We start from the raw sequence: 23,271 nt of genomic DNA, 5'->3' as shown, positions 1-23,271 counted from the left end.
GCGCCGGGAGGAGACGTGGCCTCCGGCAGCGTGCCTCTGACCGATGACCGTTCCTCTTGCCGGCGCTGATCAGCTCTCAAATCTTCAACACTTATACACAAGTGTGTCGGTCGTGCGAGTCTGCGGCCTCATGGGCGACTTTTGACTTCGAAACTTGGACGCATAGGCTTTGCGGCGTTGCTTTTACCTTCAAGTGGTGGGCGGCGTTATGTTGTGCGCCACTGGAAGGGCTCGTCCCCCACCCCCGGCACCGTCGCCGGGTGGCCCCAGGAGTACACGTGACCAGCACACCGCAGGCGCAGGCGCCCGAAGGCCGCAAGGCCAGGCCGGAGCACCTCAGCCATGTCATCTTCATCGCGGCGTCGGCCGCGATGGGAGGCTTCCTCTTCGGCTACGACAGCGCGGTGATCAACGGAGCCGTCGTGGCCATCCGCGACCGATTCGACGTGGGCCCCGAAACACTCGCCCAGGTCATCGCAGCCGCTCTCATCGGCTGTGCGATCGGCGCGGCGACGGCAGGCCGTATCGCCGACCGCATCGGCCGCATCCGGGTCATGCAGATCGCCGCCGTACTGTTCACCGCCAGCGCGATCGGCTCCGCCCTGCCCTTCGCCCTCTGGGATCTGGCCCTGTGGCGCGTCATCGGCGGCGTCGCCATCGGCATGGCCTCCGTCATCGCCCCCGCGTACATCGCCGAGGTGTCCCCGTCCGCCTACCGCGGCCGGCTCGCCTCCTTCCAGCAGGCCGCCATCGTCACCGGCATCGCCGTCTCGCAGCTCGTCAACCTGGGCGTCCTCCACTTCGCGGGCGGCGAGCAGCGCGGCAGGATCGGCGGCCTCGAGGCATGGCAGTGGATGCTCGGCATCATGGTCGTCCCGGCCGCGCTCTACGGGCTGCTGTCCCTCGTGATCCCCGAGTCGCCCCGGTATCTGATCTCCATCGGCCGCCACGCACAGGCGCGCGAGGTGCTCCGCGACGTCGAGGGCAAGGCCGTGGACCTGGACAAGCGGGTCGCGGAGATCGAGGAGAACATGCGCCACGAGCGCAAGCCCTCGTTCAAGGACCTGCTCGGCGGCAAGTTCCTCTTCCTGCCGATCGTCTGGATCGGTATCGGCCTGTCCGTCTTCCAGCAGCTCGTCGGCATCAACGTGATCTTCTACTACAGCTCCTCGCTGTGGCAGTCGGTCGGCGTCAACCCTCAGAGCTCGTTCTTCTACTCCTTCGAGACGTCGATCGTGAACATCATCGGCACGGTGATCGCGATGATCTTCGTCGACCGGATCGGCCGGAAGCCGCTCGCGCTCATCGGCTCCGCCGGAATGGCGGTCTCGCTGGGACTGGCCGCCTGGGCGTTCTCGTACAAGAGCGAGGTCGGCGGCGAGGTCTCGCTGCCCGCCCTGCAGGGCACCGTCGCCCTCTTCGCCGCCAACTTCTTCGTGCTCTTCTTCGCCCTCTCGTGGGGCGTGGTGGTGTGGGTGCTGCTCGGCGAGATGTTCCCCGGCAAGATCCGCGCCGCCGCGCTGGGCGTCGCCGCCTCGGCCCAGTGGATCGCCAACTGGCTGATCACCGTGACGTTCCCGCCCCTCTCGGAGTGGGACCTCTCGGGCGCGTACGTCATCTACGCGGTCTTCGCCGTGCTCTCGATCCCGTTCGTCCTCAAGTGGGTGCCGGAGACGAAGGGCAAGGCGTTGGAGGAGATGGGCTAGGGCGTGTTCTGAGTTGAGATCACGGGAGGGCTGGCAGGCTGCGTAACCAGAGGATGGATCCGCGCAAGTGGAGCCCGGCGGCATAGCTCTCGGGCGTCTTGTCGTAGCGAGTGGCCAGCCCCCGCCATTCCTTGAACTTGTTGATGGCGCGCTCGACGGTGTTGCGATCTTTGTAGAGCGCGGCGTCGTGGCTGACCGGGCGTCCGCCGGAGCGTCCCTTCTTCTTGCGGTTGGCGGTCTGGTCGGCCTTCTCCGGGATCACCGCCTTAATGTTGCGTCTGCGCAGGTGGGCGCGGTTGGCGCGGGAGGAGTACGCCTTGTCGCCAGCGACCGCGTCCGGCCGGGTCCTGGGGCGGCCGACCGGGACACGCACCTTGATCTTCTTGAGGACCGGGATGAAGCGCGGACTGTCCGCGGCCTGGCCGGGGGTGAGGATGATGGACAGCGGGCGGCACCGCCGCTCGACGGCGAGGTGGACCTTGCTGGTCAGCCCGCCCCGGGAGCGGCCCAGTTCGGCGGCCCGCAGCCGGGCCCTGCGGCGTCGGCGCACGGCGCGGCGCTGTTCCCGCCCGGAGTCCTCCATGTCCGCGGGTTGCTCGCCTACGGGGTTGTTTTGTCCCTTTGCTGCAGCCCCTTTTCCTCCGCCACGGCCTTCTCCAGGTCCTCGAGGAGTTCCGGGGCGACGACCATGCCCGCCGCGTGGTGATGCGCGCGGGCAACAGTCGAGTCCACGCTGACCAGGCTGAGATCTACATCGTCGCGGGCCGCCGCCTCGGCGATCATCGCGTCCATGAGGGCCTGAAAGACCCCCTCACGCACCCACATCCGGAACCTGTCGTAGATCGTCGACCAGGAGCCGTAGCTCTCCGGCACATCTCGCCAGGGGCAGCCGGTGCGGAACCGCCACATCACCGCGTTGAAGTAGCTGCGCAGGTCAGGGATCGGTCCGAACGCACCCAGCGGCAGGTGCGGCTCGACCAACCCCCACTCGGCATCGGTCAGATCGCCACGAGTCACGCGACCGGTCTATCGCAACCGGCACCCTCCTGGAGCGGGAATGACCGAGCTCGTGATCTCAACCCAGAACACGCCCTAGCTAGTTGTATTGCCCTGAGAGGTTAGGAACGCGGCTGGCGGGTGGCTGGCCCTTCAGCGCGGTGTGTCCGCGGTGGTGATTGTAGGTGTGCAGCCATGTGGGGAAGGCGTCGCGTCGTTCCTGTTCTGATCGGTAGGGCTTTGCGTAGGCCCATTCGTCGAGCAGGGTGCGGTTGAGGCGTTCGACCTTGCCGTTGGTCTGCGGCCGGTAGGGCCGGGTTCGCTTGTGAGTGATCCCTGCGTCGGCGAGTGCATCGCGCCAGGTGTGCGACTTGTAGCAGGCGCCGTTGTCGGTCAGTACGCGCTCGACGGTGATCCCGACGCTGGTGAAGAAGGCGTGGGCGCGGGTCCAGAAGGCGGTGGCGGTCTCCTTCTTCTCGTCCGGGTGGATCTCGCTGTAGGCGAGGCGGGAGTGGTCGTCGACCGCGGTGTGGACGTAGCTGTAGCCGGCGTTCTTGCGGTTCTTGCGTCCGGCTTGGCGGCCGAGGGTTTTGTGGCCGCCGCCGTCGGGGATGTTGCCGAGCTTTTTGATGTCCACGTGGACCAGCTCGCCCGGGCGGTCCCGTTCGTAGCGGCGTATGACGCGGCCGGTGGCCCGGTCCAGGTGGGTGAGCCGGGCCAGGCGGTAGCGGACGAGGACTCGGTGCACGGTCGAGGGCACGAGGCCCAGCAGGTGCGCGATGCGGGCCGGGCCCCACCGGCGGGCGAGGCGGACCTTGATGATCCGGCGTTCGGTCCGGGTCGGTGTCCGGCGGGGACTGCGATGCGGTCGGGAGGAGTGGTCGGCCATCCCGGCCTCTCCCAGGGCCCGGTAGCGGTCGGCCCACCGCTGGGCGGTTGTGGGCGAGACCTGGAAGCGTTCGGCGGCCCGGCGCAGGGGCCAGCCGTCCTCGACCACGCAGCGGGCCAGGCGTAGCCGCCCGGTCTCGGTCAGGGGTGCATTACGGTGGGGCACGAGGGCCTTTCTGTTGGTGTAGACGTCGCAATCCACACCGAACCGGAAGGCCCTCACCCGTTCAAGATCCCTCAGCCGAGATCTGCCTCACCGTCCACAACCTCCCGGGACAGAACACCTAGTGCCGCGTCAGGCGAGGTTTGCCCGTCAAGGAGCGGCGTCCGGTGCACGGGGTCTCCCCAGGCCCTCCGGGCCAAGGGGAAGATCGCAAGGCGCCGGATCGACCTCGTAGTGGGCCTACTCGGTTGATCCGGCAACGCCGCGAGTCGCCGTGCCGGGCGCCGCGACGGGGCGAGCGTCGCCTGATAGGACCCCGCTGCCCCTCTCCTCTCGGCCTCATGGCCATGGCACTGCCCCGGCTCAGCCCTTGAGCCGGGGCAGTACCCGTTCGCAGAACAGCTCGACGCTCCGCCGCGCCTCCTCCGGAGGCATCCCGCCGCAGAGCGGATGGAGCACCAGGCTCTCGGCCCCGAGCCCCACGCACTCGTCCGGGGTCAGCACGCGGTAGACGCCCTCCGCCCGCAGACCGTCCACCGTCGTCGCCGACGACCGCACCGCGGAGCGGATGCCGGAGGACTGCCACGAGGCGTACGTCCGGGCCTCGTGCAGGAAGTGCCCGCCGTACTCGGCCCACGTCCGGTCCGGGTCCTCGGAGACGTGCAGCAGCGGAGTCTCGGCCGCCGGCATCATGCAGAACCCCTCGGTCCCGTACTCCTCGCGCATCCGGTGGTAGTACACCTCCAGTCCGGGCAGATGGGCGCTCGGGAAGAACGGCAGCCCGAAGCGGGCGGCGCGCCGGGCGGCCGCCTTCGACGAGCCGCCCACGAGCAGCAGCGGATGCGGCTGGGTGTACGGCCGGGGGGTGACCCGCACCCGGCGGCCGCGATGGGTGAACTCCTCGCCGGTCCACGCCGCCAGCAGGGTCTCCAGCAGTTCGTCCTGGAGGGCTCCGCGCCGGTGCCAGTCCACACCGTGGGCGGCGTACTCCTCCGGCCGGTAGCCGATGCCCGCCACGGTGACCAGCCGCCCTCCGCTCAGCAGGTCCAGGACGGCGATGTCCTCGGCCAGCCGCAGCGGATCGTGCAGCGGGCCGATCACCGCCGAGACGGTCACCGCGATCCGGCGCGTCGCGCCGAACACGGCCCCGGCGAAGGTGAGGGGCGAGGACAGCCAGTTGTCGGGGGCGCCGTGGTGCTCCTCGGTCTGGACCGTGTCGACCCCGCGCTCGTCCGCGTACGCCGCCAGGTCGAGGGCGACGCGGTATCGCGCCGCGAGGGAGTCGGGTGTCGCCTCGGGATCGACGAGGTTGAAGCGTACGACTGTGAAGGCCATGACGAACGTCCCCCTCCGCCAGGGTGTGGGAGTGGCGAAGGGGGGACGATAGCTGACGCTATGTCAGATTGAAACGGCCGTGCGCACCGGCTCTTCCTCCGCGTCCCCGCCCCGCCCGTCGGCGGCCGCCGGAACGGCCGTTCGCGGGAGCAGCGCGTACGGCGTGCCCGCCACGACGACGGTCACCGCCCGGCCCGGCCCGTTCCTGCCGATCCAGGATCCGGCCGGCGGGCCGCTGAACCGGTCGGCCTTGGTGAACAGCGGGCCCACCAGCAGGGCGGCGGGCCGTCGGGGGCGTCGCCAGGCCGGAACGAACACCGTAACGTCTCGGGCAAAAGGCCCAAAAATGGGCGTGCTCCCTCGTGTGAACCTCCGAGGGGACCGGTACCCGGTGCCCTTGGCCGATACTGGGTGGCGTTATGGAAATCGTCATCCTTGCTGTAGTCATCGCCCTGGTCGCGGTCGGCGCGATCAGCGGGCTCGTGGTCAGCAGCCGCAGGAAGAAGCAGCTGCCGCCCTCGGCGCCGTCGAGCACGCCGACCATCACCGCTCCGCCAGCCGAGCCGCACGTCGGCGAGGAGGCGGAGACACCGCGGGAAGAACCCCGCCGCACCATCGAGGAGGTCGACCTCCCGACCGCGGAGGAGGCCGTCGCCGAGCCCGCCGCGGTCGAGGATCCGGTCGTCGCCGAGCCCGAGGCTCCCGCGATCGAGATCCCGGAACCGACCGCCGGTCGCCTCGTACGGCTGCGCGCCCGCCTGGCCCGCTCCCAGAACACCCTGGGCAAGGGGCTGCTCACCCTGCTGTCCCGAGAGCACCTCGACGAGGAGACGTGGGAGGAGATCGAGGACACCCTTCTCACCGCCGACGTCGGCGTCGCGGCCACGCAGGAGCTGGTCGACCACCTGCGCGAGCGGGTGAAAGTCCTCGGCACCCGCACCCCGGACGAGCTCCGGGGGCTGCTGCGGGAGGAACTGCTGCGGCTCATCGGCACGGACGCGGAACGCGCGGTCCAGACCGAGAGCGGCCTGGACACTCCCGGCGTCGTGATGGTCGTGGGTGTGAACGGCACCGGCAAGACCACGACCACCGGCAAGCTGGCCCGGGTGCTCGTCGCCGACGGGCGCAGCGTCGTCCTGGGTGCGGCGGACACGTTCCGCGCCGCGGCCGCCGACCAGCTGCAGACCTGGGGCGAGCGCGTCGGCGCCCGTACCGTGCGCGGGCCCGAGGGCGGCGACCCGGCCTCCATCGCCTACGACGCGGTCAAGGAGGGCATCGCCGAGGGCGCCGACGTCGTCCTCATCGACACCGCGGGCCGGCTGCACACCAAGACCGGGCTCATGGACGAGCTCGGCAAGGTCAAGCGCGTGGTCGAGAAGCACGGTCCGCTGGACGAGGTGCTGCTCGTCCTCGACGCCACGACGGGACAGAACGGCCTGGTTCAGGCCCGTGTCTTCGCCGAGGTCGTCGACATCACCGGCATCGTCCTGACCAAACTCGACGGCACGGCCAAGGGCGGCATCGTCATCTCCGTGCAGCGCGAGCTCGGTGTGCCGGTCAAGCTGGTCGGCCTCGGTGAGGGCCCGGACGACCTGGCCCCCTTCGAACCCGAGGCGTTCGTCGACGCCCTGATCGGCGAATAGTTCCGCGTCGGGCGACGTCGCCACGCCCGGACGGGCAACCCCTGCCCGACGCGGCACCGGCGGATCCCGGGATCCCTCCGTCCGGCCCGTCCGCCGCGCCGCGTCCTCCGCGGCGCGGCGGACGCGTTCCGCGCGGCCTTCGCACGGGGCAGCAGCACGGAGTGCGGGAAGAAGAGGGGTGTGGCGCGGCGTGACCTGCGGGGCGGGTGTGAGCGGCCGGGAAACCCCCGCGGTGTTTCAGAGGGCCGTCGAGCGGTGGCAGATGTAGGCGAGCGTCCCCAGGAGCAGCCGGGCCTGCGGCGGAGCCTCGGAGGAGCCGAGGGTCGGCGGCCGGAGCCAGCGGGACGGGCCGAGGCCGGCGTGGTCGGAGGGCGGGGCCGTCACATGGTGGCCCGCGCCGAGGCAGCGCAGGTCCAGGCCGGCGTCGTCCCAGCCCATCCGGTACAGCAGATGGGGCAGTTCGGGGGCGGCGCCCGGGGCCACGAAGAACTGGGCGCGGCCCGTCGGCGTCGCGGACACGGGCCCCAGGGGCACGCCCATCCGCTCGAGCCTCACCAGGGCGCGGCGGCCGGCCGCCTCGGAGACCTCCAGGACGTCGAACGTGCGCCCCACGGGGAGCAGGACCGAGGCGCCGGGCACCTCCGCCCACGCCTTCGCCACCTCGTCGAGGGTCGCACCGGCCGGCACCTCGGGCACGAAGTCCAGGGGATGAGCCCCCGGGGCCGGGCAGCCGAGGTCCCCGCAGGAGCAGCGGCCCGCCGCTGCCCGCGCGCCCGGGGCCACGTCCCAGCCCCACAGTCCTGTGCACTCGGCTGCAGCCGTGCACTCCGTCGCGCGGCCGCGGCGCCGTGAGCCGGGCCGGATCTCCCGGACCCGGGAGCCGCCGATCGTGAAGCCCATGCCCCCTCCAACGGGTCGAACTCGCCGGTGGTTACGGTCAGGAGTCTCGCGATGACACTGCGTCGCCGTCGCGACGGCGCGCCGGTGCGAAGTGTCGTTCGGGGTGGTGCGTCCGGCCCTACGCGCCCCGGCGCGCAACGCTCCGCCCGTTCCTGACTGTCGTATGTCAAGTGAATCGCGCCTGGCTGCAGGCGAGTTCATTCGAAGGGGTGGCGAATGGTGGCGTTTCTGGAATCGCCATGGCGGGACCGGTGATCGTAGGATTACTTTCGGTGCACGAACCCGGGGGCGCGGTGCTTCCGCGGGTATGCCGGAGGCAAGTCGATTTCCTGTTCGAAGGGGGGCGACCGCCAGACGCGGAGCCGTGAATCACGGCATTCTGCTAGGGGTTCGGACATCGCTTCGCCGGGCAGGGCACTCCGGCGAGACCAGTCGGCACGACAGGCAAGGACATCATGCGGATGGGGGCGTTACCTGTGAGCGGCGGCGCGGACGGCACGGGTGGCGGGAAGCGCCCGAACGAGCAGCTGGGCTCGTGGTTCGTGCGCAGCGGCTGGTCGAAGGGCGAGCTCGCCCGCCAGGTCAACCGCCGGGCCCGGCAGATCGGTGCGCATCACATCAGCACCGACACCTCACGCGTCCGCAGATGGCTCGACGGCGAGCAGCCGCGCGAGCCCATCCCGCGCATCCTCAGCGAACTGTTCTCGGAGCGGTTCGGCACCGTCGTCGCCATCGAGGACCTGGGGCTCCGCACGGCCCACCAGTCACCCTCGGTGTCCGGTGTCGACCTCCCCTGGGCCGGCCCGCAGACCGTTGCGCTCCTCGGCGAGTTCTCCCGCAGCGACCTGATGCTGGCCCGCCGCGGATTCCTGGGGACGTCACTCGCGCTCTCCGCCGGGCCGGCCCTCGTCGAGCCGATGCAGCGCTGGCTGGTGCCCACCCCGCCCTCCGACCCCGGGCCGGCGGACTCCGCGGGCGTCCGGCGCCCCGCCCGGCTGTCCAAACCGGAGCTGGACCTTCTCGAGTCCACGACCGCGATGTTCCGCCAGTGGGACGCCCAGTGCGGCGGCGGGCTGCGCCGCAAGGCCGTCGTCGGCCAGCTGCACGAGGTGACCGAACTGCTCCAGGAGCCGCAGCCTGCGGCCACCTCCAGAAGACTGTTCACCTGCGCCGCCGAGCTGGCCGAGCTGGCCGGCTGGATGAGCTACGACGTCGGGTTGCAGCCCACCGCCCAGAAGTACTTCGTGCTCGCCCTCCACGCCGCCAAGGAGGCGGGGGACAAGCCCCTCGGCTCGTACGTCCTCTCCTCCATGAGCCGCCAGATGATCCACCTGGGCCGGCCCGAGGACGCGCTGGAGCTGATCCACCTCGCGCAGTACGGCAGCCGTGACTGCGCCACCCCGCGCACACAGGCCATGCTGTATGCGATGGAAGCCCGCGCCTACGCCAACATGGGCCAGCCCAGCAAGACCAAGCGGGCCGTCCGGATGGCCGAGGACACCTTCGCCGACGCGCTCGAGGCCCCCGAGCCCGAGCCGGACTGGATCCGCTTCTTCTCCGAGGCCGAACTCAACGGCGAGAACGCCCACTCGTACCGGGACCTCGCCTACGTCGCCGGCCGCAGCCCCATGTACGCCTCGCTCGCCGAGCCCGTCATGGAGCGCGCCGTGGAGCTCTTCGGCGAGGACGCCGAGCACCAGCGCTCGTATGCACTCAACCTCGTCGGCATGGCGACGGTGCACCTGCTGAAGCGGGAGCCCGAGCAGTCCACCAGACTCGCCGAGCAGGCACTGCACATCGCCAGGAGAGTGCGCTCGGAGCGGGTCAACACCCGGCTGCGCAAGACCGTCGACACGGCGGCCAGGGACTTCGGCGACGTCCCCGAGGTCGCCCACCTCACGGACCTCATCACCGCACAGCTGCCGGAGACCGCCGAAGCGGTCTGAGCAGCCCGTCACAGAACTCCGGCGCGACGGCCGCCCCTACTGCCCGACACGGCTCCCCACGCCAGGTCAACCGGGTGGCCGTCGCGCCGGTCCTGCCGTCCGGGGAGGGTACGCCCGTGACGTTCCCGTGACCCTTCAGTTCATGGGCGTGTAACACGCCCGACCTCTTCGTCACTGCGGCGAAACATCGTGCGGCATCGGCGGAAACCGCGGCGCGCCAACCTCATGCCCCATAACGGGCCGACTCCACAGGCAGCCGTACCGGATCCAGCCGGACCGGCCGCCGGAGGCCCTGGCTCCCGCCCCGCACAGGCCGCACGACGACGAGGAGACGCCGATGCCCCCAGGCATCACACTTGCCGCAGACGCCCCCGAGCTGTCTGCCGCCAACACCGGTTTCATGCTCATCTGCTCCGCACTGGTGATGCTGATGACGCCCGGCCTTGCCTTCTTCTACGGAGGCATGGTCCGCGTCAAGAGCACGCTGAACATGCTGATGATGAGCTTCATCAGCCTCGGCATCGTCACCATCCTGTGGGTGCTCTACGGCTTCAGTCTGGCCTTCGGCACCGACTCCGGCTCCTTCATCGGCTGGTCCTCCGACTTCGTCGGCCTGAGCGGCATCGGGGTCGACCAGCTCTGGGACGGCTACACCATCCCGGTGTACGTCTTCGCCGTCTTCCAGCTGATGTTCGCGATCATCACGCCCGCCCTGATCAGCGGCGCCCTCGCCGACCGGGTCAAGTTCACCGCCTGGGCCCTGTTCATCGCCCTGTGGGCCACCGTGGTCTACTTCCCGGTCGCGCACTGGGTCTGGGGCGCGGGCGGCTGGCTGTTCGAGATGGGCGTCATCGACTTCGCCGGCGGTACCGCGGTCCACATCAACGCCGGCGCCGCGGCCCTCGGCGTGATCCTCGTCATCGGCAAGCGCGTCGGCTTCAAGAAGGACCCGATGCGGCCGCACAGCCTGCCCCTGGTCATGCTGGGCGCCGCCCTGCTGTGGTTCGGCTGGTTCGGCTTCAACGCCGGCTCGTGGCTCGGCAACGACGACGGCGTGGGCGCGGTCATGTTCGTCAACACCCAGGTCGCCACGGCCGCCGCGATGCTCGCCTGGCTCGGCTACGAGAAGATCCGCCACGGCTCCTTCACCACCCTCGGTGCCGCCTCCGGCGCGGTCGCCGGCCTCGTCGCCATCACCCCCTCCGGCGGCTCCTGCTCCCCGCTCGGAGCCATCGCCATCGGTGCCGTCGCCGGTCTGCTCTGCGCCATGGCCGTCGGCCTGAAGTACAAGTTCGGCTACGACGACTCCCTGGACGTCGTCGGCGTCCACCTCGTCGGCGGTGTCGTCGGCTCGCTGCTCGTCGGCTTCTTCGCCACCGGCGGCGTCCAGTCCGACGCCAAGGGCCTCTTCTACGGCGGCGGGTTCGAGCAGCTCGGCAAGCAGGCCGTCGGTGTCTTCGCGGTCCTGGCCTACTCTCTGATCGTCTCCGCGGTCCTCGCCTTCGTCCTCGACAAGACGATCGGCATGAGGGTCAGCGAGGACGACGAGATCTCGGGCATCGACCAGGTCGAGCACGCCGAGACCGCGTACGACTTCAGCGGGGCGGGCGGCGGCGCCGGATCCCGCAAGACCGCCCCCGCACCCGCCGAGACCGTGGCAGCCGGACCGCAGAACAAGAAGGTGGACGCATGAAGCTCATCACCGCAGTCGTGAAGCCGCACCGGCTGGACGAGATCAAGGAGGCCCTGCAGGCCTTCGGTGTCCAGGGGCTCACGGTCACCGAGGCGAGCGGCTACGGACGGCAGCGCGGCCACACCGAGGTCTACCGGGGTGCCGAGTACACGGTCGACCTCGTCCCCAAGATCCGGATCGAGGTCCTGGCCGAGGACGACGACGCCGAGCAGCTCATCGACGTGGTCGTGAAGGCCGCCCGCACCGGGAAGATCGGTGACGGCAAGGTGTGGAGCGTACCGGTCGACACCGCGGTCCGCGTCCGGACCGGCGAACGCGGCCCGGACGCGCTGTAGACGGGAGTTCTGGGTGACGAGCGTCGATCTGACCACGGAAACCGAGGGCTCGGGACCCAGCGGCTATGCGGCGGCCCGGCTGCGTCTTCTCCAGGAGAAGACGCAGCCCGGGCCGTCGCGCCGTGCCTCGCTGGCCCGACTCACCGACGACTGGCTCGCGGCGCTGTTCGCCGCCGCCAAGGAGGACACCGGGGTGCGCGGGGCCGCCCTCGTCGCCGTCGGCGGGTACGGGCGCGGCGAGCTCTCGCCGCGGAGCGACCTCGACCTCCTGCTGCTGCACGACGGCGGCGCCGAACCGGGCGCGCTCGCCGCGCTCGCCGACCGGATCTGGTATCCGGTGTGGGATCTCGGGCTGGCGCTCGACCACTCGGTCCGGACCCCCGCCGAGGCCCGCCGCACCGCGGGCGAGGACATCAAGGTGCAGCTGGGGCTGCTCGACGCCCGCGCCGTCGCCGGCGACCTCGGTATGGTCGCCGGGCTGCGCACGGCCGTCCTCGCCGACTGGCGCAACCAGGCGCCGAAGCGGCTTCCCGAACTCGGCGAGCTCTGCCGCGAACGCGCCGAACGCCAGGGCGAGCTGCAGTTCCTGCTGGAGCCCGACCTCAAGGAGGCCCGGGGCGGGCTGCGCGACGCCACCGCCCTGCGCGCGGTCGCCGCGTCCTGGCTGGCCGACGCCCCCCGCGAGGGCCTGGCCGAGGCCCGCCGTACCCTCCTCGACACCCGCGACGCGCTCCATCTCACCACCGGACGGGCCACCGACCGGCTCGCCCTCCAGGAGCAGGAGCAGGTGGCGGAGGCGCTCGGGTTGCTGGACGCCGACGCGCTGCTGCGCCAGGTGTACGAGGCCGCGCGGACCGTCTCCTACGCCGCCGACGTCACCTGGCGCGAGGTCAACCGGGTGCTCAGGGCCCGGTCCGCGCGCCCCCGGCTGCGGAGCATCTGGGGCGGTCGCCGCCCCGAGACCGAGCGCACCCCTCTGGCCGAGGGCGTCGTCGAGATGGACGGCGAGGCCGTCATCGCCCGCTCCGCCAGGCCGGAGCGGGACCCGGTGCTGCCGCTGCGCGCGGCGGCGGCAGCGGCCCAGTCCGGCGTGCCGCTCTCCCTCCACGCCGTACGCCATCTGGCCGCCGCCACCAAGCCGCTCCCCGTGCCCTGGCCCGCCGAGGCACGGGAGGAACTCGTCACCCTGCTCGGTGCGGGCGAACCGACCGTCGCCGTGTGGGAGGCGCTGGAGGCCGAGGGCCTGATCACCCGGCTGCTGCCCGACTGGGAACGGGTCCGCTGCAGGCCCCAGCGCAACCCCGTCCACACCTGGACCGTCGACCGCCACCTCGTCGAGGCCGCCGTCCGCGCCTCCGCGCTCACCCGCCGCGTCGGCCGCCCCGACCTGCTCCTCGTCGCGGCCCTGCTCCACGACATCGGCAAGGGCTGGCCCGGCGACCACTCGGTGGCCGGCGAGACCATCGCGCGCGACGTCGCCACCCGCATCGGCTTCGACAAGCAGGACGTGGCCGTGATCGCCACCCTGGTGCGCCACCATCTGCTGCTCATCGAGACCGCCACCCGCCGTGATCTGGAGGACCCGGCGACCGTGCGGGCGGTCGCGGACGTCGTCGGCTCGCCCGGCACTCTGGAGCTGCTGCACGCCCTCACCGAGGCCGACGCCCTCGCGACCGGGCCGGCGGCCTGGTCGGCCTGGCGGGGATCACTCGTCGCCGACCTGGTCAAGCGGGTCGCGGGCGTACTCGCGGGGGAGAGCCCCGAGGAACCGGAGCCGGTAGCTCCGAGCACCGAGCAGGAGCGGCTCGCCGTCGAGGCGCTGCGCACCGGCGGTCCGGTCCTGGCCCTGCACGCCGCCCAGGCCGAGACCCAGCAGCCGGACGGCGAACCCGAGCCCGTCGGTGTGGAGCTCCTCATCGCCGTGCCCGACCAGCCCGCGGTGCTGCCCGCCGTCGCCGGCGTTCTCGCCCTGCACCGGCTCACCGTCCGCGCCGCGGACCTTCGGGCCGTCGAGCTCCCCCACGAGGTGGGCCCCGGGACCGTCCTGGTGCTGAACTGGCGGGTCGCCGCAGCCTACGGATCGCTCCCGCAGGCCGCCCGGCTGCGCTCCGATCTCGTGCGGGCCCTCGACGGATCCCTGGACGTGGCCGCCCGGCTCGCCGAGCGGGACGCCGCGTATCCGCGCCGGCGCGGGGTGAAGGCCCCGCCGCCGAGGGTCACCGTCGCCCCGGCGGCCTCCCGGCTTGCCACGGTCATCGAGGTGCGCGCGCAGGACGCCCCGGGGCTGCTGCACCGGATCGGCCACGCCCTGGAGTCGGCGGCGGTCAGCGTGCGCAGCGCTCGGGTCTCGACCCTCGGCGCGAACGCCGTGGACGCGTTCTACGTCACAGGTCCCGGGGGAGCCCCGCTGCCGCCCGAGGAGGCCGTGGACGTGGCGCGGACGCTGGAGGCCGCGCTGCGGACCGCGTGAACGCCCCGGACCCGGGCGAGGGATCCGTCCGGCCGCGTGCCCAGGGGGCAGACCCCATCCCACGCGGCCGGATACCCTTGGGTGTCATCTGTCCGCCCGCCCCCGAGACCTGAGGATCCGCGACCACCGTGTTCGACACCCTCTCCGACCGCCTTGCAGCGACATTCAAGAACCTCCGGGGCAAGGGCCGCCTGTCCGAGGCCGACATCGACGCCACGGCACGTGAGATCCGTATCGCGCTGCTCGAGGCCGATGTGGCGCTGCCCGTCGTGCGCGCCTTCATCAAGCAGGTCAAGGAGCGCGCCCTCGGCGCCGAGGTGTCCCAGGCGCTGAACCCCGCCCAGCAGGTCATCAAGATCGTCAACGAGGAGCTCATCGGCATCCTCGGCGGCGAGACCCGCCGGCTGCGCTTCGCCAAGCAGCCGCCCACCGTGATCATGCTGGCCGGTCTCCAGGGTGCCGGTAAGACCACCCTCGCCGGAAAGCTCGGTCTCTGGCTCAAGGGCCAGGGCCACTCCCCGCTGCTCGTCGCCTGCGACCTGCAGCGCCCCAACGCCGTGAACCAGCTGGCCGTCGTCGCCGACCGCGCCGGCGTCGGGGTCTTCGCGCCCCAGCCGGGCAACGGCGTGGGCGACCCGGTCCAGGTCGCCAAGGAGTCGATCGAGTACGCGAAGTCGAAGGTCCACGACATCGTCATCGTCGACACCGCCGGCCGGCTCGGTATCGACCAGGAGATGATGCAGCAGGCCGCGGACATCCGGGACGCGGTCAGCCCCGACGAGGTCCTCTTCGTCGTCGACGCGATGATCGGTCAGGACGCGGTCAACACCGCGGAGGCCTTCCGCGACGGCGTCGGCTTCGACGGCGTGGTGCTGTCCAAGCTGGACGGTGACGCCCGCGGCGGTGCCGCGCTCTCCATCGCGCACGTCACCGGCAAGCAGATCATGTTCGCCTCGAACGGCGAGAAGCTGGACGAGTTCGACGCGTTCCACCCGGACCGCATGGCGTCCCGCATCCTCGGCATGGGCGACATGCTCTCGCTGATCGAGAAGGCCGAGCAGACCTTCAGCCAGGCCGAGGCCGAGAAGATGGCGGCCAAGCTGGCGAAGGGCCCCAAGGAGTTCACGCTCGACGACTTCCTGGCGCAGATGGAGCAGGTCAGGAAGATGGGCTCCATCTCCAAGCTGCTCGGGATGCTGCCGGGCATGGGCCAGATCAAGGACCAGATCAACAACATCGACGAGCGTGACGTCGACCGTACCGCGGCGATCATCAAGTCGATGACGCCCGGCGAGCGGACCGACCCGACGATCATCAACGGCTCGCGCCGGGCCCGTATCGCGCGGGGTTCCGGTGTCGACGTCAGCGCCGTGAAGAACCTGGTGGAGCGGTTCTTCGAGGCCCGCAAGATGATGTCGCGCATGGCGCAGGGCGGCGGCATGCCCGGGATGCCCGGGATGCCCGGCATGGGCGGCGGGCCGGGCCGTCAGAAGAAGAAGCAGAAGCAGGCCAAGGGCAAGCAACGCTCCGGCAACCCGATGAAGCGCAAGGCCGAGGAGCAGGCCGCCCAGGCCCGCCGCGAGCAGGCCGGCCAGGGGAGCCCGTTCGGGCTGCCGGCGGGCGGCCAGGGCGCCCAGGACTTCGAGCTCCCCGACGAGTTCAAGAAGTTCATGGGCTGACGTCCGGGAAGTCCATGGACCGGCGAGTCCGCCACGAGCACGGGCGAGGGCCCCGCGATCACCCGATCGCGGGGCCCTCGCCCGTGCCGGGCCCTTCGGCGGCCGGGCCGCTCGTGCCGAGCGGGCTCCGCCCCGGGTGGCAGCGCGGCCCGTTCTGTGCGGTCATGGGCAGAGATCTGGAGCAGCCGAGGGACCGGAGGGCAGGCCGTGGCCAATTCCGTACCCCCGCGCGATCGCACCGACCAGCCCTGGCGATCGGAGGGGGCACCGCCACCCACGCCGCCGCGCAGGAAGCCCCCAGGTGGCTGGATCGGGCTTGTCGCGACCGCCGTGGTCCTCTTCCTCGTCGCCTACGGGATCCTGTCGTACTTCACCAAGGGCGACGAGCCGACGATCTCGTACACCGAGTTCAGCAGGCAGGTCGAGGCCGGTAACGTCACCAAGATCTACGCCAAGGGCGACACCATCGAGGGCGAGCTGAGGACCGGGCAGCCGATCCCCGGCGGCGGGGGCGACTACACCACCTTCCGGACTCAGCGGCCGGAGTTCGCGGAGGACGACCTCTGGCAGCAGCTGAGCCAGAAGGGCGTGACCGTCACGGCCGAACCGGTCGTCGTCCAGCGCAGCCTGCTGACCAACCTGCTGCTCTCCCTCGCGCCGATCGTGATCCTCGTGCTGCTCTGGGTCGCCCTTGCGAGACGCCTGGGGCCACGCCTCGGCGGCCCCCTGGGCCGCAAGGCGCCGCCCCGCCCCGTGGAGCTGGAACCCCACAGACGCACCACCTTCGCCGATGTGGCGGGCATCGACGAGGTCCAGGGCGAACTCGACGACGTCGTCGACTTCCTCAAGAACCCCCAGGTCTACCGGGCCATGGGGGCACGGATGCCCGGCGGCGTCCTGCTCGCCGGTCCGCCGGGAACGGGCAAGACGCTGCTCGCGCGGGCCGTGGCGGGCGAGGCCGGTGTGCCGTTCTTCTCCGCGTCCGCGTCGGAGTTCATCGAGATGATCGTGGGCGTCGGGGCCTCCCGGGTTCGCGAGCTCTTCGCCGAGGCCCGCAAGGTCGCCCCGGCCATCGTCTTCATCGACGAGATCGACACCATCGGTCGGGTGCGCGGCGGCGGCGCGAGCATCGGCGGCCACGACGAGCGCGAGCAGACCCTCAACCAGATTCTGACCGAGATGGACGGCTTCACCGGCTCCGAGGGCGTCGTGGTCATCGCCGCCACCAACCGTGCCGACGTCCTCGACCCGGCCCTCACCCGGCCCGGTCGCTTCGACCGGATCGTGCACGTCAGCCCGCCCGACCGGGCGGGCCGGGAGGCGATCCTCAGGATCCACACCCGGGACATCCCGCTCGCACCGAGCGTCGACCTGGTCCAGGTGGCCCGTACGACACCGGGCATGACCGGTGCCGAACTGGCCAATCTCGCCAACGAGGCCGCGCTGCTCGCGGTCAAGCGGCGGCAGGGCCAGGTGACCCAGCGCGACCTCTCCGACGCGCTGGAGAAGGTCCAGCTCGGCGCGGAGCGCGCGCTCGTGATGCCCGAGGGCGAGCGCCGCAGGACGGCGTACCACGAGAGCGGTCACGCCCTGCTCGGCATGCTCCAGCCGGGCGCCGACCCCGTACGCAAGGTCACGATCGTCCCGCGCGGCCGGGCGCTGGGCGTCACGCTCTCCACCCCGGACGCCGACAAGTACGCGTACACCGAGGAGTACCTGCGGGGAAGGATCATCGGGGCGCTCGGCGGCATGGCGGCGGAGCACGTCGTCTTCGGGATCATCACCACCGGGTCGGAGAACGACCTGGAGCAGGTCACCCGGCTGGTCAGGGGCATGGTCGGACGCTGGGGGATGAGCGAGCGCGTGGGACGCTTCACCGCCGTGTCGGGAGACGGGCAGGAGCCGTACGGGCTCACCGCCGCCCCGGCGACGCTGGACGCGGTCGACCACGAGATGCGCCGGATCGCCGAGGAGTGCTACGAGAGCGCCTGCCGGCAGCTCCGCGAGAACAGCGACCGGCTGGACGCGCTGGCCGAGGCACTGCTCGCCAGCGAGACGCTGGACGAGGAGGAGGCGTACCGGGCCGCCGGCATCCCCCGGCTCAAGAAGGACGCGAACGGCCACTGAGCCGCCGGGGCGCGAGCGGAAGCGCCCGGGTCCCGCCGGGGCTCCGGGCGCTCGGGTTCCGGTGGTCCTCGCAGCAGGTGCGGCCGGGGACCGCCTCCTGCCGGTGGCCGCAATGGCCCGACCGGCCGCCTCGGTGGCAGCGTCGGCCGACGCTGCACGGCTCGTGACGCCGCCGGCGTTCACCCGGCGGAGCGCTGGATCCGGTTTGTCACCGGTGCGGGTGCGGGTGCGGGTGCGGGTGCGGCAGGATCGCGCCGCGGAGGACGCGGTCCCGGGACGCACGCCCCGCACGCCCACGCGCAGGCGGCCCGCGGCCTTCGGCGCCGGACTCCGGGCCGGACCCGGCGCCGGTGTTACTCAGGGCACGAGACGCCCCGCACGCCCACGCGCAGGCGGCCCGCGGCCTTCGGCGCCGGACTCCGGGCCGGACCCGGCGCCGGTGTTACTCAGGGCACGAGACGCCCCGCACGCCCACGCGCAGGCGGCCCGCGGCCTCCGGCGCCGGACTCCGGGCCGGACCCGCCGCCGGTGTTACGCAGGGCACGAGCCAGGGTGCCCCGCTGAGCCCCGGTGCCGCCGGTCCCTCACCTCACGGTGTACGGGCTATCAGGTATCGGAAGACGTTCGGCATCCACACCGTCCCGTCGGCCCGCACATGCGGATGGAGCGCCTCCTCGACCTCCTTCTCCACCTGCGCCGGGTCCGTCGCCCTTACCGCCGCGTCGAACAGGCCGGTCGACATCAGGCCGCGCACGGCGCTGTCCAGGTCCGCGTAGCCGAAGGGGCACGACACCCGGCCCGAGCCGTCCGGGCGTATCCCCGCCCTGGTCGCCACGTCCTCCAGATCGTCCCGGAGTGTCTGCCGCCAGCCGCCGTCCGCACGCAGCCGCTCGGTGAGCCTGCTCGCCACCCGCAGTACCGCCGAGGTGGCGCACCGCTCGGGCGGGCCCCAGCCCGCCAGCACCACGGGGCTGCCGTGATCAGCGAGCGGAACTGCTGCCTCCAGTGCCGGGACCAAACCGTCGGAGTCGCCGGCCGTACATCCGATCGGCTGAAAAACCGTGATCATGTTGAACCGGGGGCCCCGGGGATCGGCGGCCTCCTCCGGTCCGCCCTCGACCAGCCGTGCCCCGGGTGCCTCGCCGGACCCGCCGCGCTCCGGCTCGGGAGCGAGCCGCTCGCGCGCCAGCGCCATCCTCGCCCGGTCCGTGTCGACTCCGGTGACGCTCGCGCCGCGCGTCGATGCCATCAGGAGGGCCAGGCCCGAGCCGCAGCCGAGGCCCAGTACACGGGTGCCGGCCCCGACCTCCAGGTGCTCGTACACCGCCTCGTAGAGCGGCACCAGCATCCGTTCCTGGATCTCGGCCCAGTCACGGGCGCGCGCCCCGGCTTCCGCCGGGAGCGCTGAGGACGTTCGGGGGTGGTGCGGGACGAGCGTAGGTGTCATCGAAAAGCGCCCCAATCCGCCGAGAGGTCAGCCTTGCCCTGCTGGACAGCCCCCGTGTCGTATCGCTCGCGCCCCCCGTATGCCAGGGAACTGCGCTTCGCTCGGTACGTCCAGAGGTCGCACCGCAATGTCTCGGACGCCCCGGTCGTGCGCCCCCGCGCCCGGAACCGTTCCGCATCCAGAGTGCAGCGCCCCTGTGATTCCCGCCATGGCAGAACACGCCCGTCCTGTCACCGCGGCCCGAGGACTTCCCCGGCCGGTTCGAGGGACCCGACCCGCAAGGCCGAGGCCGCGGACAACGGCCCGTGCGCGGCAGACGGTGATCCGCCCCCGCGGCCGCGGGCTCCGGGAGCGGACGCAGCGGGAGCCGGACGCCCGGACCAAGGCGGCCGTCCAGTGCGTACTCGCCGTCTTCGTCCCGCAGTCGTACCGACGCGGGCGGCAGGGCTGCACCCGCGGACCGGCCGGTGTCCGTGCGGTACCGGCCTGCCGGGGCGGGTCGGTGCCCGGGGCCGAAGCTGCTCCCGGTAGGCTCGCCTTCGTCGGACGCGCCTGCTGAAGGGGTCCGGTGTCCGAGCCCGCCGGGAACGCCGCGGACCGTGCGGAGGCCTGCAAGGCGCCCTCGGGCGGCACCGCGCCCCTCCGGGTGCTCCCGCTCCGGCGTACCGTCCCGGAGCGCGGCGCGGGACCGCGCATCGGCTCGCCCGGTGTCGGCACTGCCGCATGGACGCGTGACTACGTACCAGCTTGTTGTGAGCTGCGAGGCTTCTCCGCAGATCGGCGCACCCGCCCTCGTCAGGACGCATCAACGGCAACTGACGGGTACGTGCAATTTATTTGGGATGTGCCCCGGAATGGAACCCGCGGGGTGTCCGGCTCGTTGTCACGACGTGAGCACGACACCACCTGTTCTCGCCGCAGAGCTGGCACAGGCGTGGGCCGACATTCAGCGGCACCACCCCGAGCTGCCCGATCTTGCCGCGCCAGAGTCACTGATCGGAGAGTCGTCGTCGGCCTGCGGGCACGAGCTCTCCTTCGAGCGACTGCTCCACGAGGCAGTCCACGGCATTGCCGCCGCCCGGGGTGTCCGCGACACCTCGCGCGCCGGCCGCTACCACAACCGCCGGTTCCTGGCGATCGCCGAGGAGATGGGCCTGGACCACCCGGAGGAGCCGCACCCCAGCAGCGGCTTCTCGCTGGTAGTCCTCACCCCCGAGGCGAAGCGGAGGTACCGGCCGACCATCGAGCGGCTGCAGCGCGCTCTCGCCGCGCACACGGTCGCCACGGCATCCGACACCAAGCGGACCTTCCGCGGCCCGGCGGCCCGCCACGGCTCGTCCGGGGGCGGCGTCCGGGTCAAGGCGGTCTGCGACTGCGGGAGAAACGTCCGGGTCGTCCCCTCGGTCCTCGCCCAGGCCCCGATCGTCTGCGGCGGCTGCGGCAAGCCGTTCCGCATCCCCGAACCGGTGGCGGCGGCGAGCTGAGCTGGGCACCGCACACGACCGCGCGCCGGGAGTGACCGGCCGGCCCGGTCCGGGGCCCCGCCGCCTCGGGTCAGCCGGCCGGGATCCGTGTGGCACAATGTCTAGCTGTACTCGACAGTCGCACAGGACCCCTCTCTCCTCCGGCTGACGCGTCCATCGGGCCATCGGGTACCGCAACCCCACGCGGCATCTCGTTGTGCCCAACCACGTCAAAACCAGGAGATCCCACTCCCGTGGCAGTCAAGATCAAGCTGAAGCGTCTGGGCAAGATCCGTTCGCCTCACTACCGCATCGTCGTCGCCGACTCCCGTACCCGCCGTGACGGCCGGGCCATCGAGGAGATCGGTCTGTACCACCCGACGTACAACCCCTCGCGCATCGAGGTCGACTCGGAGCGTGCCCAGTACTGGCTGTCCGTCGGCGCCCAGCCGACCGAGCCGGTCCTGGCCATCCTGAAGCTCACCGGCGACTGGCAGAAGCACAAGGGCCTGCCCGCCCCGGAGAAGCCGCTCCTCGCCCCGGCCACGAAGGAGGAGAAGCGCCGCTCCTTCGACGAGTTCGCCAAGGCTCTCGAGGGCGAAGAGGGCAAGGGTGAGGCCATCACCCAGAAGTCGAAGAAGACCGAGAAGAAGGCGGACGAGGCTGAGGCTCCCGCCGAGTCCACCGAGGCCTGAGCATGCTCGAGGAGGCTCTCGAGCACCTCGTGAAGGGCATCGTCGACAACCCCGAGGACGTGCAGGTCGCCTCACGCAATCTGCGTCGCGGCCGGGTGCTCGAGGTCCGGGTCCACCCCGACGATCTCGGTAAGGTGATCGGCCGCAACGGCCGCACCGCGCGCGCCCTGCGCACCGTCGTGGGCGCCATCGGCGGCCGTGGTATCCGTGTCGACCTCGTCGACGTGGACCAGGTCCGCTGAGCAGTTGATCACCGGCGCGGGCCGGGGAGGGCCTGTCGGCCCGCCCCGGCCCGTCGTCGTACGACAGGAGCTTTGAGCGTGCAGTTGGTAGTCGCACGGATCGGCCGCGCCCACGGCATCAAGGGCGAGGTCACCGTCGAGGTACGTACGGACGAGCCGGAACTGCGGCTCGCCCCCGGAGCCGTACTGGCCACCGAACCGGCCTCCGCGGGCCCGCTGACCATCGAGACGGGCCGGGTGCACAGCGGCCGGTTGCTGCTGCGCTTCGAGGGCGTCCGAGACCGCAACGGTGCCGAGGCGCTGCGCAACATCCTGCTGATCGCCGAGGTCGATCCGGACGCGGTGCCGGAGGAGCCCGACGAGTACTACGACCACCAGCTCATGGACCTGGACGTGGTGCTCGCGGACGGCACGGAGATCGGCCGGATCACGGAGATCTCCCATCTGCCGTCGCAGGACCTCCTCATCGTCGAGCGGCCCGACGGCAGCGAGGTCATGATCCCGTTCGTCGAGGAGATCGTCACCGAGATCGACCTCGCCGGACAGCGGGCCGTCATCGACCCGCCCCCCGGCCTCGTCGACGACCGCGCGGAGATCGCCTCGCAGCGGGACGCGGACACCGAGGACGGGTCCTGATGCGGCTCGACGTCGTCACGATCTTCCCCGAGTACCTGGAGCCGCTGAACGTCTCGCTCGTCGGCAAGGCCCGGGCACGCGGACAGCTAGGCGTCCACGTCCACGACCTTCGGGACTGGACGTACGACCGGCACGGCACCGTCGACGACACGCCGTACGGCGGCGGACCGGGCATGGTCATGAAGACCGAGCCCTGGGGCGACGCGCTGGACGAGGTCCTCGCCTCCGGCTACGAGGCGGGCGCCCACGCACCGGCGCTGGTGGTGCCGACCCCCAGCGGCCGGCCGTTCACCCAGGAGCTCGCCGTCGAGCTGTCCGAGCGGCCGTGGCTGATCTTCACCCCGGCCCGGTACGAGGGCATCGACCGCCGCGTCATCGACGAGTACGCGACCCGCATACCCGTTCACGAGATCTCCATCGGCGATTACGTGCTGGCCGGCGGAGAGGCCGCCGTCCTCGTCATGACGGAGGCCGTCGCACGGCTGCTGCCCGGAGTCCTCGGCAACGCCGAGTCGCACCGCGACGACTCCTTCGCGCCCGGCGCCATGGCCGACCTCCTGGAGGGGCCCGTCTACACCAAGCCGCCGCTCTGGCGCGGCCGCGGTGTCCCGGACGTGCTGCTCAGCGGGCACCACGGCAGGATCGCCCGCTGGCGGCGGGACGAGGCGTTCCGCCGGACCGCCCTGCACAGGCCGGACCTGATCGAGCGCTGCGACCCTTCCGCGTTCGACAGGAAGGACCGGGAGATCCTCTCCATCCTGGGCTGGGCGCCGTCGCCCGACGGGCGATTTTGGCGCAGGCCTCAGGCCGTGGAAGAATAGGCCGCTGCCGTCCGTCCGGCGTGCGCCCCTGCCACAGGGGGACACGACGCCCGCCCCGACGCGGCGGCTCCTCGAACATCACTCCG

At 71.7% G+C, this 23,271-nt stretch carries 18 protein-coding genes and 1 pseudogene; 13 read left to right on the top strand and 6 right to left on the bottom strand.

The features are described 5' to 3' along the window. The first annotated feature begins 278 nt into the window (after nucleotides 1-278). On the top strand, nucleotides 279-1,706 hold the full coding sequence (locus tag FEF34_RS10525) for a sugar porter family MFS transporter (protein WP_138052934.1): 1,428 nt from the start codon (nucleotides 279-281) through the stop codon (nucleotides 1,704-1,706). Between the two features lie 19 nt (nucleotides 1,707-1,725). Here FEF34_RS10525 and FEF34_RS10520 read toward each other — a convergent pair. The 4 genes and pseudogenes from FEF34_RS10520 to FEF34_RS42005 form a co-directional block, all read right to left on the bottom strand. Further along, nucleotides 1,726-2,723 (bottom strand): annotated as a pseudogene (locus FEF34_RS10520) (IS5 family transposase). Between the two features lie 79 nt (nucleotides 2,724-2,802). Further along, nucleotides 2,803-3,756: an IS481 family transposase gene (locus tag FEF34_RS10515; protein WP_138052842.1), complete on the bottom strand. Its 954-nt coding sequence runs from the start codon at nucleotides 3,754-3,756 to the stop codon at nucleotides 2,803-2,805. A 360-nt stretch (nucleotides 3,757-4,116) separates the two neighbouring features. Beyond that, a complete protein-coding gene (locus FEF34_RS10510) occupies nucleotides 4,117-5,088 on the bottom strand; it encodes an LLM class flavin-dependent oxidoreductase (RefSeq protein WP_138052933.1) in 972 nt (323 codons plus the stop codon). Between the two features lie 63 nt (nucleotides 5,089-5,151). Further along, nucleotides 5,152-5,406, bottom strand: a complete 255-nt coding sequence (locus tag FEF34_RS42005) for a hypothetical protein (protein WP_199800659.1) — start codon at nucleotides 5,404-5,406, stop codon at nucleotides 5,152-5,154. A gap of 101 nt (nucleotides 5,407-5,507) precedes the next feature. Between FEF34_RS42005 and ftsY the strand changes: the two genes are divergently transcribed. Then, nucleotides 5,508-6,731, top strand: a complete 1,224-nt coding sequence (gene ftsY / locus FEF34_RS10500; protein ID WP_138052932.1) for a signal recognition particle-docking protein FtsY — start codon at nucleotides 5,508-5,510, stop codon at nucleotides 6,729-6,731. Between the two features lie 237 nt (nucleotides 6,732-6,968). Here ftsY and FEF34_RS10495 read toward each other — a convergent pair whose 3' ends face one another. After that, nucleotides 6,969-7,631: a bifunctional DNA primase/polymerase gene (locus FEF34_RS10495; RefSeq protein WP_138052931.1), complete on the bottom strand. Its 663-nt coding sequence runs from the start codon at nucleotides 7,629-7,631 to the stop codon at nucleotides 6,969-6,971. Between the two features lie 476 nt (nucleotides 7,632-8,107). Here FEF34_RS10495 and nsdA point away from each other — a divergent pair, with 476 nt between their 5' ends. The 6 genes from nsdA to ftsH all read left to right on the top strand — a co-directional run bounded on the left by nsdA (nucleotide 8,108) and on the right by ftsH (nucleotide 17,881). Further along, nucleotides 8,108-9,577, top strand: coding sequence for a transcriptional repressor NsdA (gene nsdA / locus FEF34_RS10490; protein WP_138057396.1), 1,470 nt, complete (start codon nucleotides 8,108-8,110; stop codon nucleotides 9,575-9,577). Between the two features lie 337 nt (nucleotides 9,578-9,914). Continuing rightward, on the top strand, nucleotides 9,915-11,270 hold the full coding sequence (locus tag FEF34_RS10485) for an ammonium transporter (protein ID WP_138052930.1): 1,356 nt from the start codon (nucleotides 9,915-9,917) through the stop codon (nucleotides 11,268-11,270). Continuing rightward, nucleotides 11,267-11,605, top strand: coding sequence for a P-II family nitrogen regulator (locus tag FEF34_RS10480; RefSeq protein ID WP_093653550.1), 339 nt, complete (start codon nucleotides 11,267-11,269; stop codon nucleotides 11,603-11,605). Before FEF34_RS10485 ends, FEF34_RS10480 begins: the two co-directional genes overlap by 4 nt. A gap of 13 nt (nucleotides 11,606-11,618) precedes the next feature. Then, nucleotides 11,619-14,075, top strand: a complete 2,457-nt coding sequence (locus tag FEF34_RS10475; protein ID WP_138052929.1) for a [protein-PII] uridylyltransferase — start codon at nucleotides 11,619-11,621, stop codon at nucleotides 14,073-14,075. Between the two features lie 128 nt (nucleotides 14,076-14,203). Next, entirely contained in the window at nucleotides 14,204-15,754 is a 1,551-nt protein-coding gene (gene ffh / locus FEF34_RS10470; RefSeq protein ID WP_138052928.1) for a signal recognition particle protein, read from the top strand. A 207-nt stretch (nucleotides 15,755-15,961) separates the two neighbouring features. Continuing rightward, entirely contained in the window at nucleotides 15,962-17,881 is a 1,920-nt protein-coding gene (gene ftsH / locus FEF34_RS10465) for an ATP-dependent zinc metalloprotease FtsH (RefSeq protein WP_171052900.1), read from the top strand. A gap of 589 nt (nucleotides 17,882-18,470) precedes the next feature. Here the strand turns inward: ftsH and FEF34_RS10460 are convergent. Continuing rightward, nucleotides 18,471-19,328 (bottom strand): class I SAM-dependent methyltransferase, encoded by an 858-nt coding sequence (locus FEF34_RS10460; protein ID WP_171052899.1) that lies wholly within the window; start codon nucleotides 19,326-19,328, stop codon nucleotides 18,471-18,473. 890 nt (nucleotides 19,329-20,218) lie between these two features. On the opposite strand from FEF34_RS10460, the gene FEF34_RS10455 reads away from it, so the two are divergent. The 5 genes from FEF34_RS10455 (at nucleotide 20,219) to trmD (ending at nucleotide 23,185) form a co-directional block, all read left to right on the top strand. Beyond that, the gene (locus FEF34_RS10455) at nucleotides 20,219-20,812 is read left to right on the top strand and encodes a hypothetical protein (RefSeq protein WP_138052927.1); all 594 of its coding nucleotides are present in this window, start codon (nucleotides 20,219-20,221) and stop codon (nucleotides 20,810-20,812) included. 233 nt (nucleotides 20,813-21,045) lie between these two features. Then, nucleotides 21,046-21,486, top strand: a complete 441-nt coding sequence (gene rpsP, locus FEF34_RS10450) for a 30S ribosomal protein S16 (protein WP_018891857.1) — start codon at nucleotides 21,046-21,048, stop codon at nucleotides 21,484-21,486. A 2-nt stretch (nucleotides 21,487-21,488) separates the two neighbouring features. Next, a complete protein-coding gene (locus FEF34_RS10445; RefSeq protein ID WP_017947632.1) occupies nucleotides 21,489-21,728 on the top strand; it encodes an RNA-binding protein in 240 nt (79 codons plus the stop codon). Nucleotides 21,729-21,806: 78 nt separating this feature from the next. Further along, complete coding sequence (rimM, locus tag FEF34_RS10440; RefSeq protein WP_138052926.1) at nucleotides 21,807-22,364, top strand: ribosome maturation factor RimM; 558 nt, start codon at nucleotides 21,807-21,809, stop codon at nucleotides 22,362-22,364. Further along, complete coding sequence (gene trmD / locus FEF34_RS10435; RefSeq protein ID WP_138052925.1) at nucleotides 22,364-23,185, top strand: tRNA (guanosine(37)-N1)-methyltransferase TrmD; 822 nt, start codon at nucleotides 22,364-22,366, stop codon at nucleotides 23,183-23,185. The genes rimM and trmD overlap by 1 nt, the downstream gene beginning before the upstream one ends. Nucleotides 23,186-23,271 lie beyond the last annotated feature (86 nt).

It is taken from the genome of Streptomyces marianii, assembly GCF_005795905.1.
Taxonomy (GTDB): domain Bacteria; phylum Actinomycetota; class Actinomycetes; order Streptomycetales; family Streptomycetaceae; genus Streptomyces; species Streptomyces marianii.
This window is presented reverse-complemented; position numbering and strand designations above follow the sequence as displayed.

Excerpts from the sequence above, each read along its gene's own strand:
- FEF34_RS10510 (WP_138052933.1), bottom strand. The coding sequence starts at position 5,088 with ATGGCCTTCACAGTCGTACGCTTCAACCTCGTCGATCCCGAGGCGACA.
- ftsY (WP_138052932.1), top strand. The coding sequence starts at position 5,508 with ATGGAAATCGTCATCCTTGCTGTAGTCATCGCCCTGGTCGCGGTCGGC.
- FEF34_RS10495 (WP_138052931.1), bottom strand. The coding sequence starts at position 7,631 with ATGGGCTTCACGATCGGCGGCTCCCGGGTCCGGGAGATCCGGCCCGGC.
- FEF34_RS10485 (WP_138052930.1), top strand. The coding sequence starts at position 9,915 with ATGCCCCCAGGCATCACACTTGCCGCAGACGCCCCCGAGCTGTCTGCC.
- FEF34_RS10480 (WP_093653550.1), top strand. The coding sequence starts at position 11,267 with ATGAAGCTCATCACCGCAGTCGTGAAGCCGCACCGGCTGGACGAGATC.
- FEF34_RS10460 (WP_171052899.1), bottom strand. The coding sequence starts at position 19,328 with ATGACACCTACGCTCGTCCCGCACCACCCCCGAACGTCCTCAGCGCTC.
- FEF34_RS10445 (WP_017947632.1), top strand. The coding sequence starts at position 21,489 with ATGCTCGAGGAGGCTCTCGAGCACCTCGTGAAGGGCATCGTCGACAAC.
- trmD (WP_138052925.1), top strand. The coding sequence starts at position 22,364 with ATGCGGCTCGACGTCGTCACGATCTTCCCCGAGTACCTGGAGCCGCTG.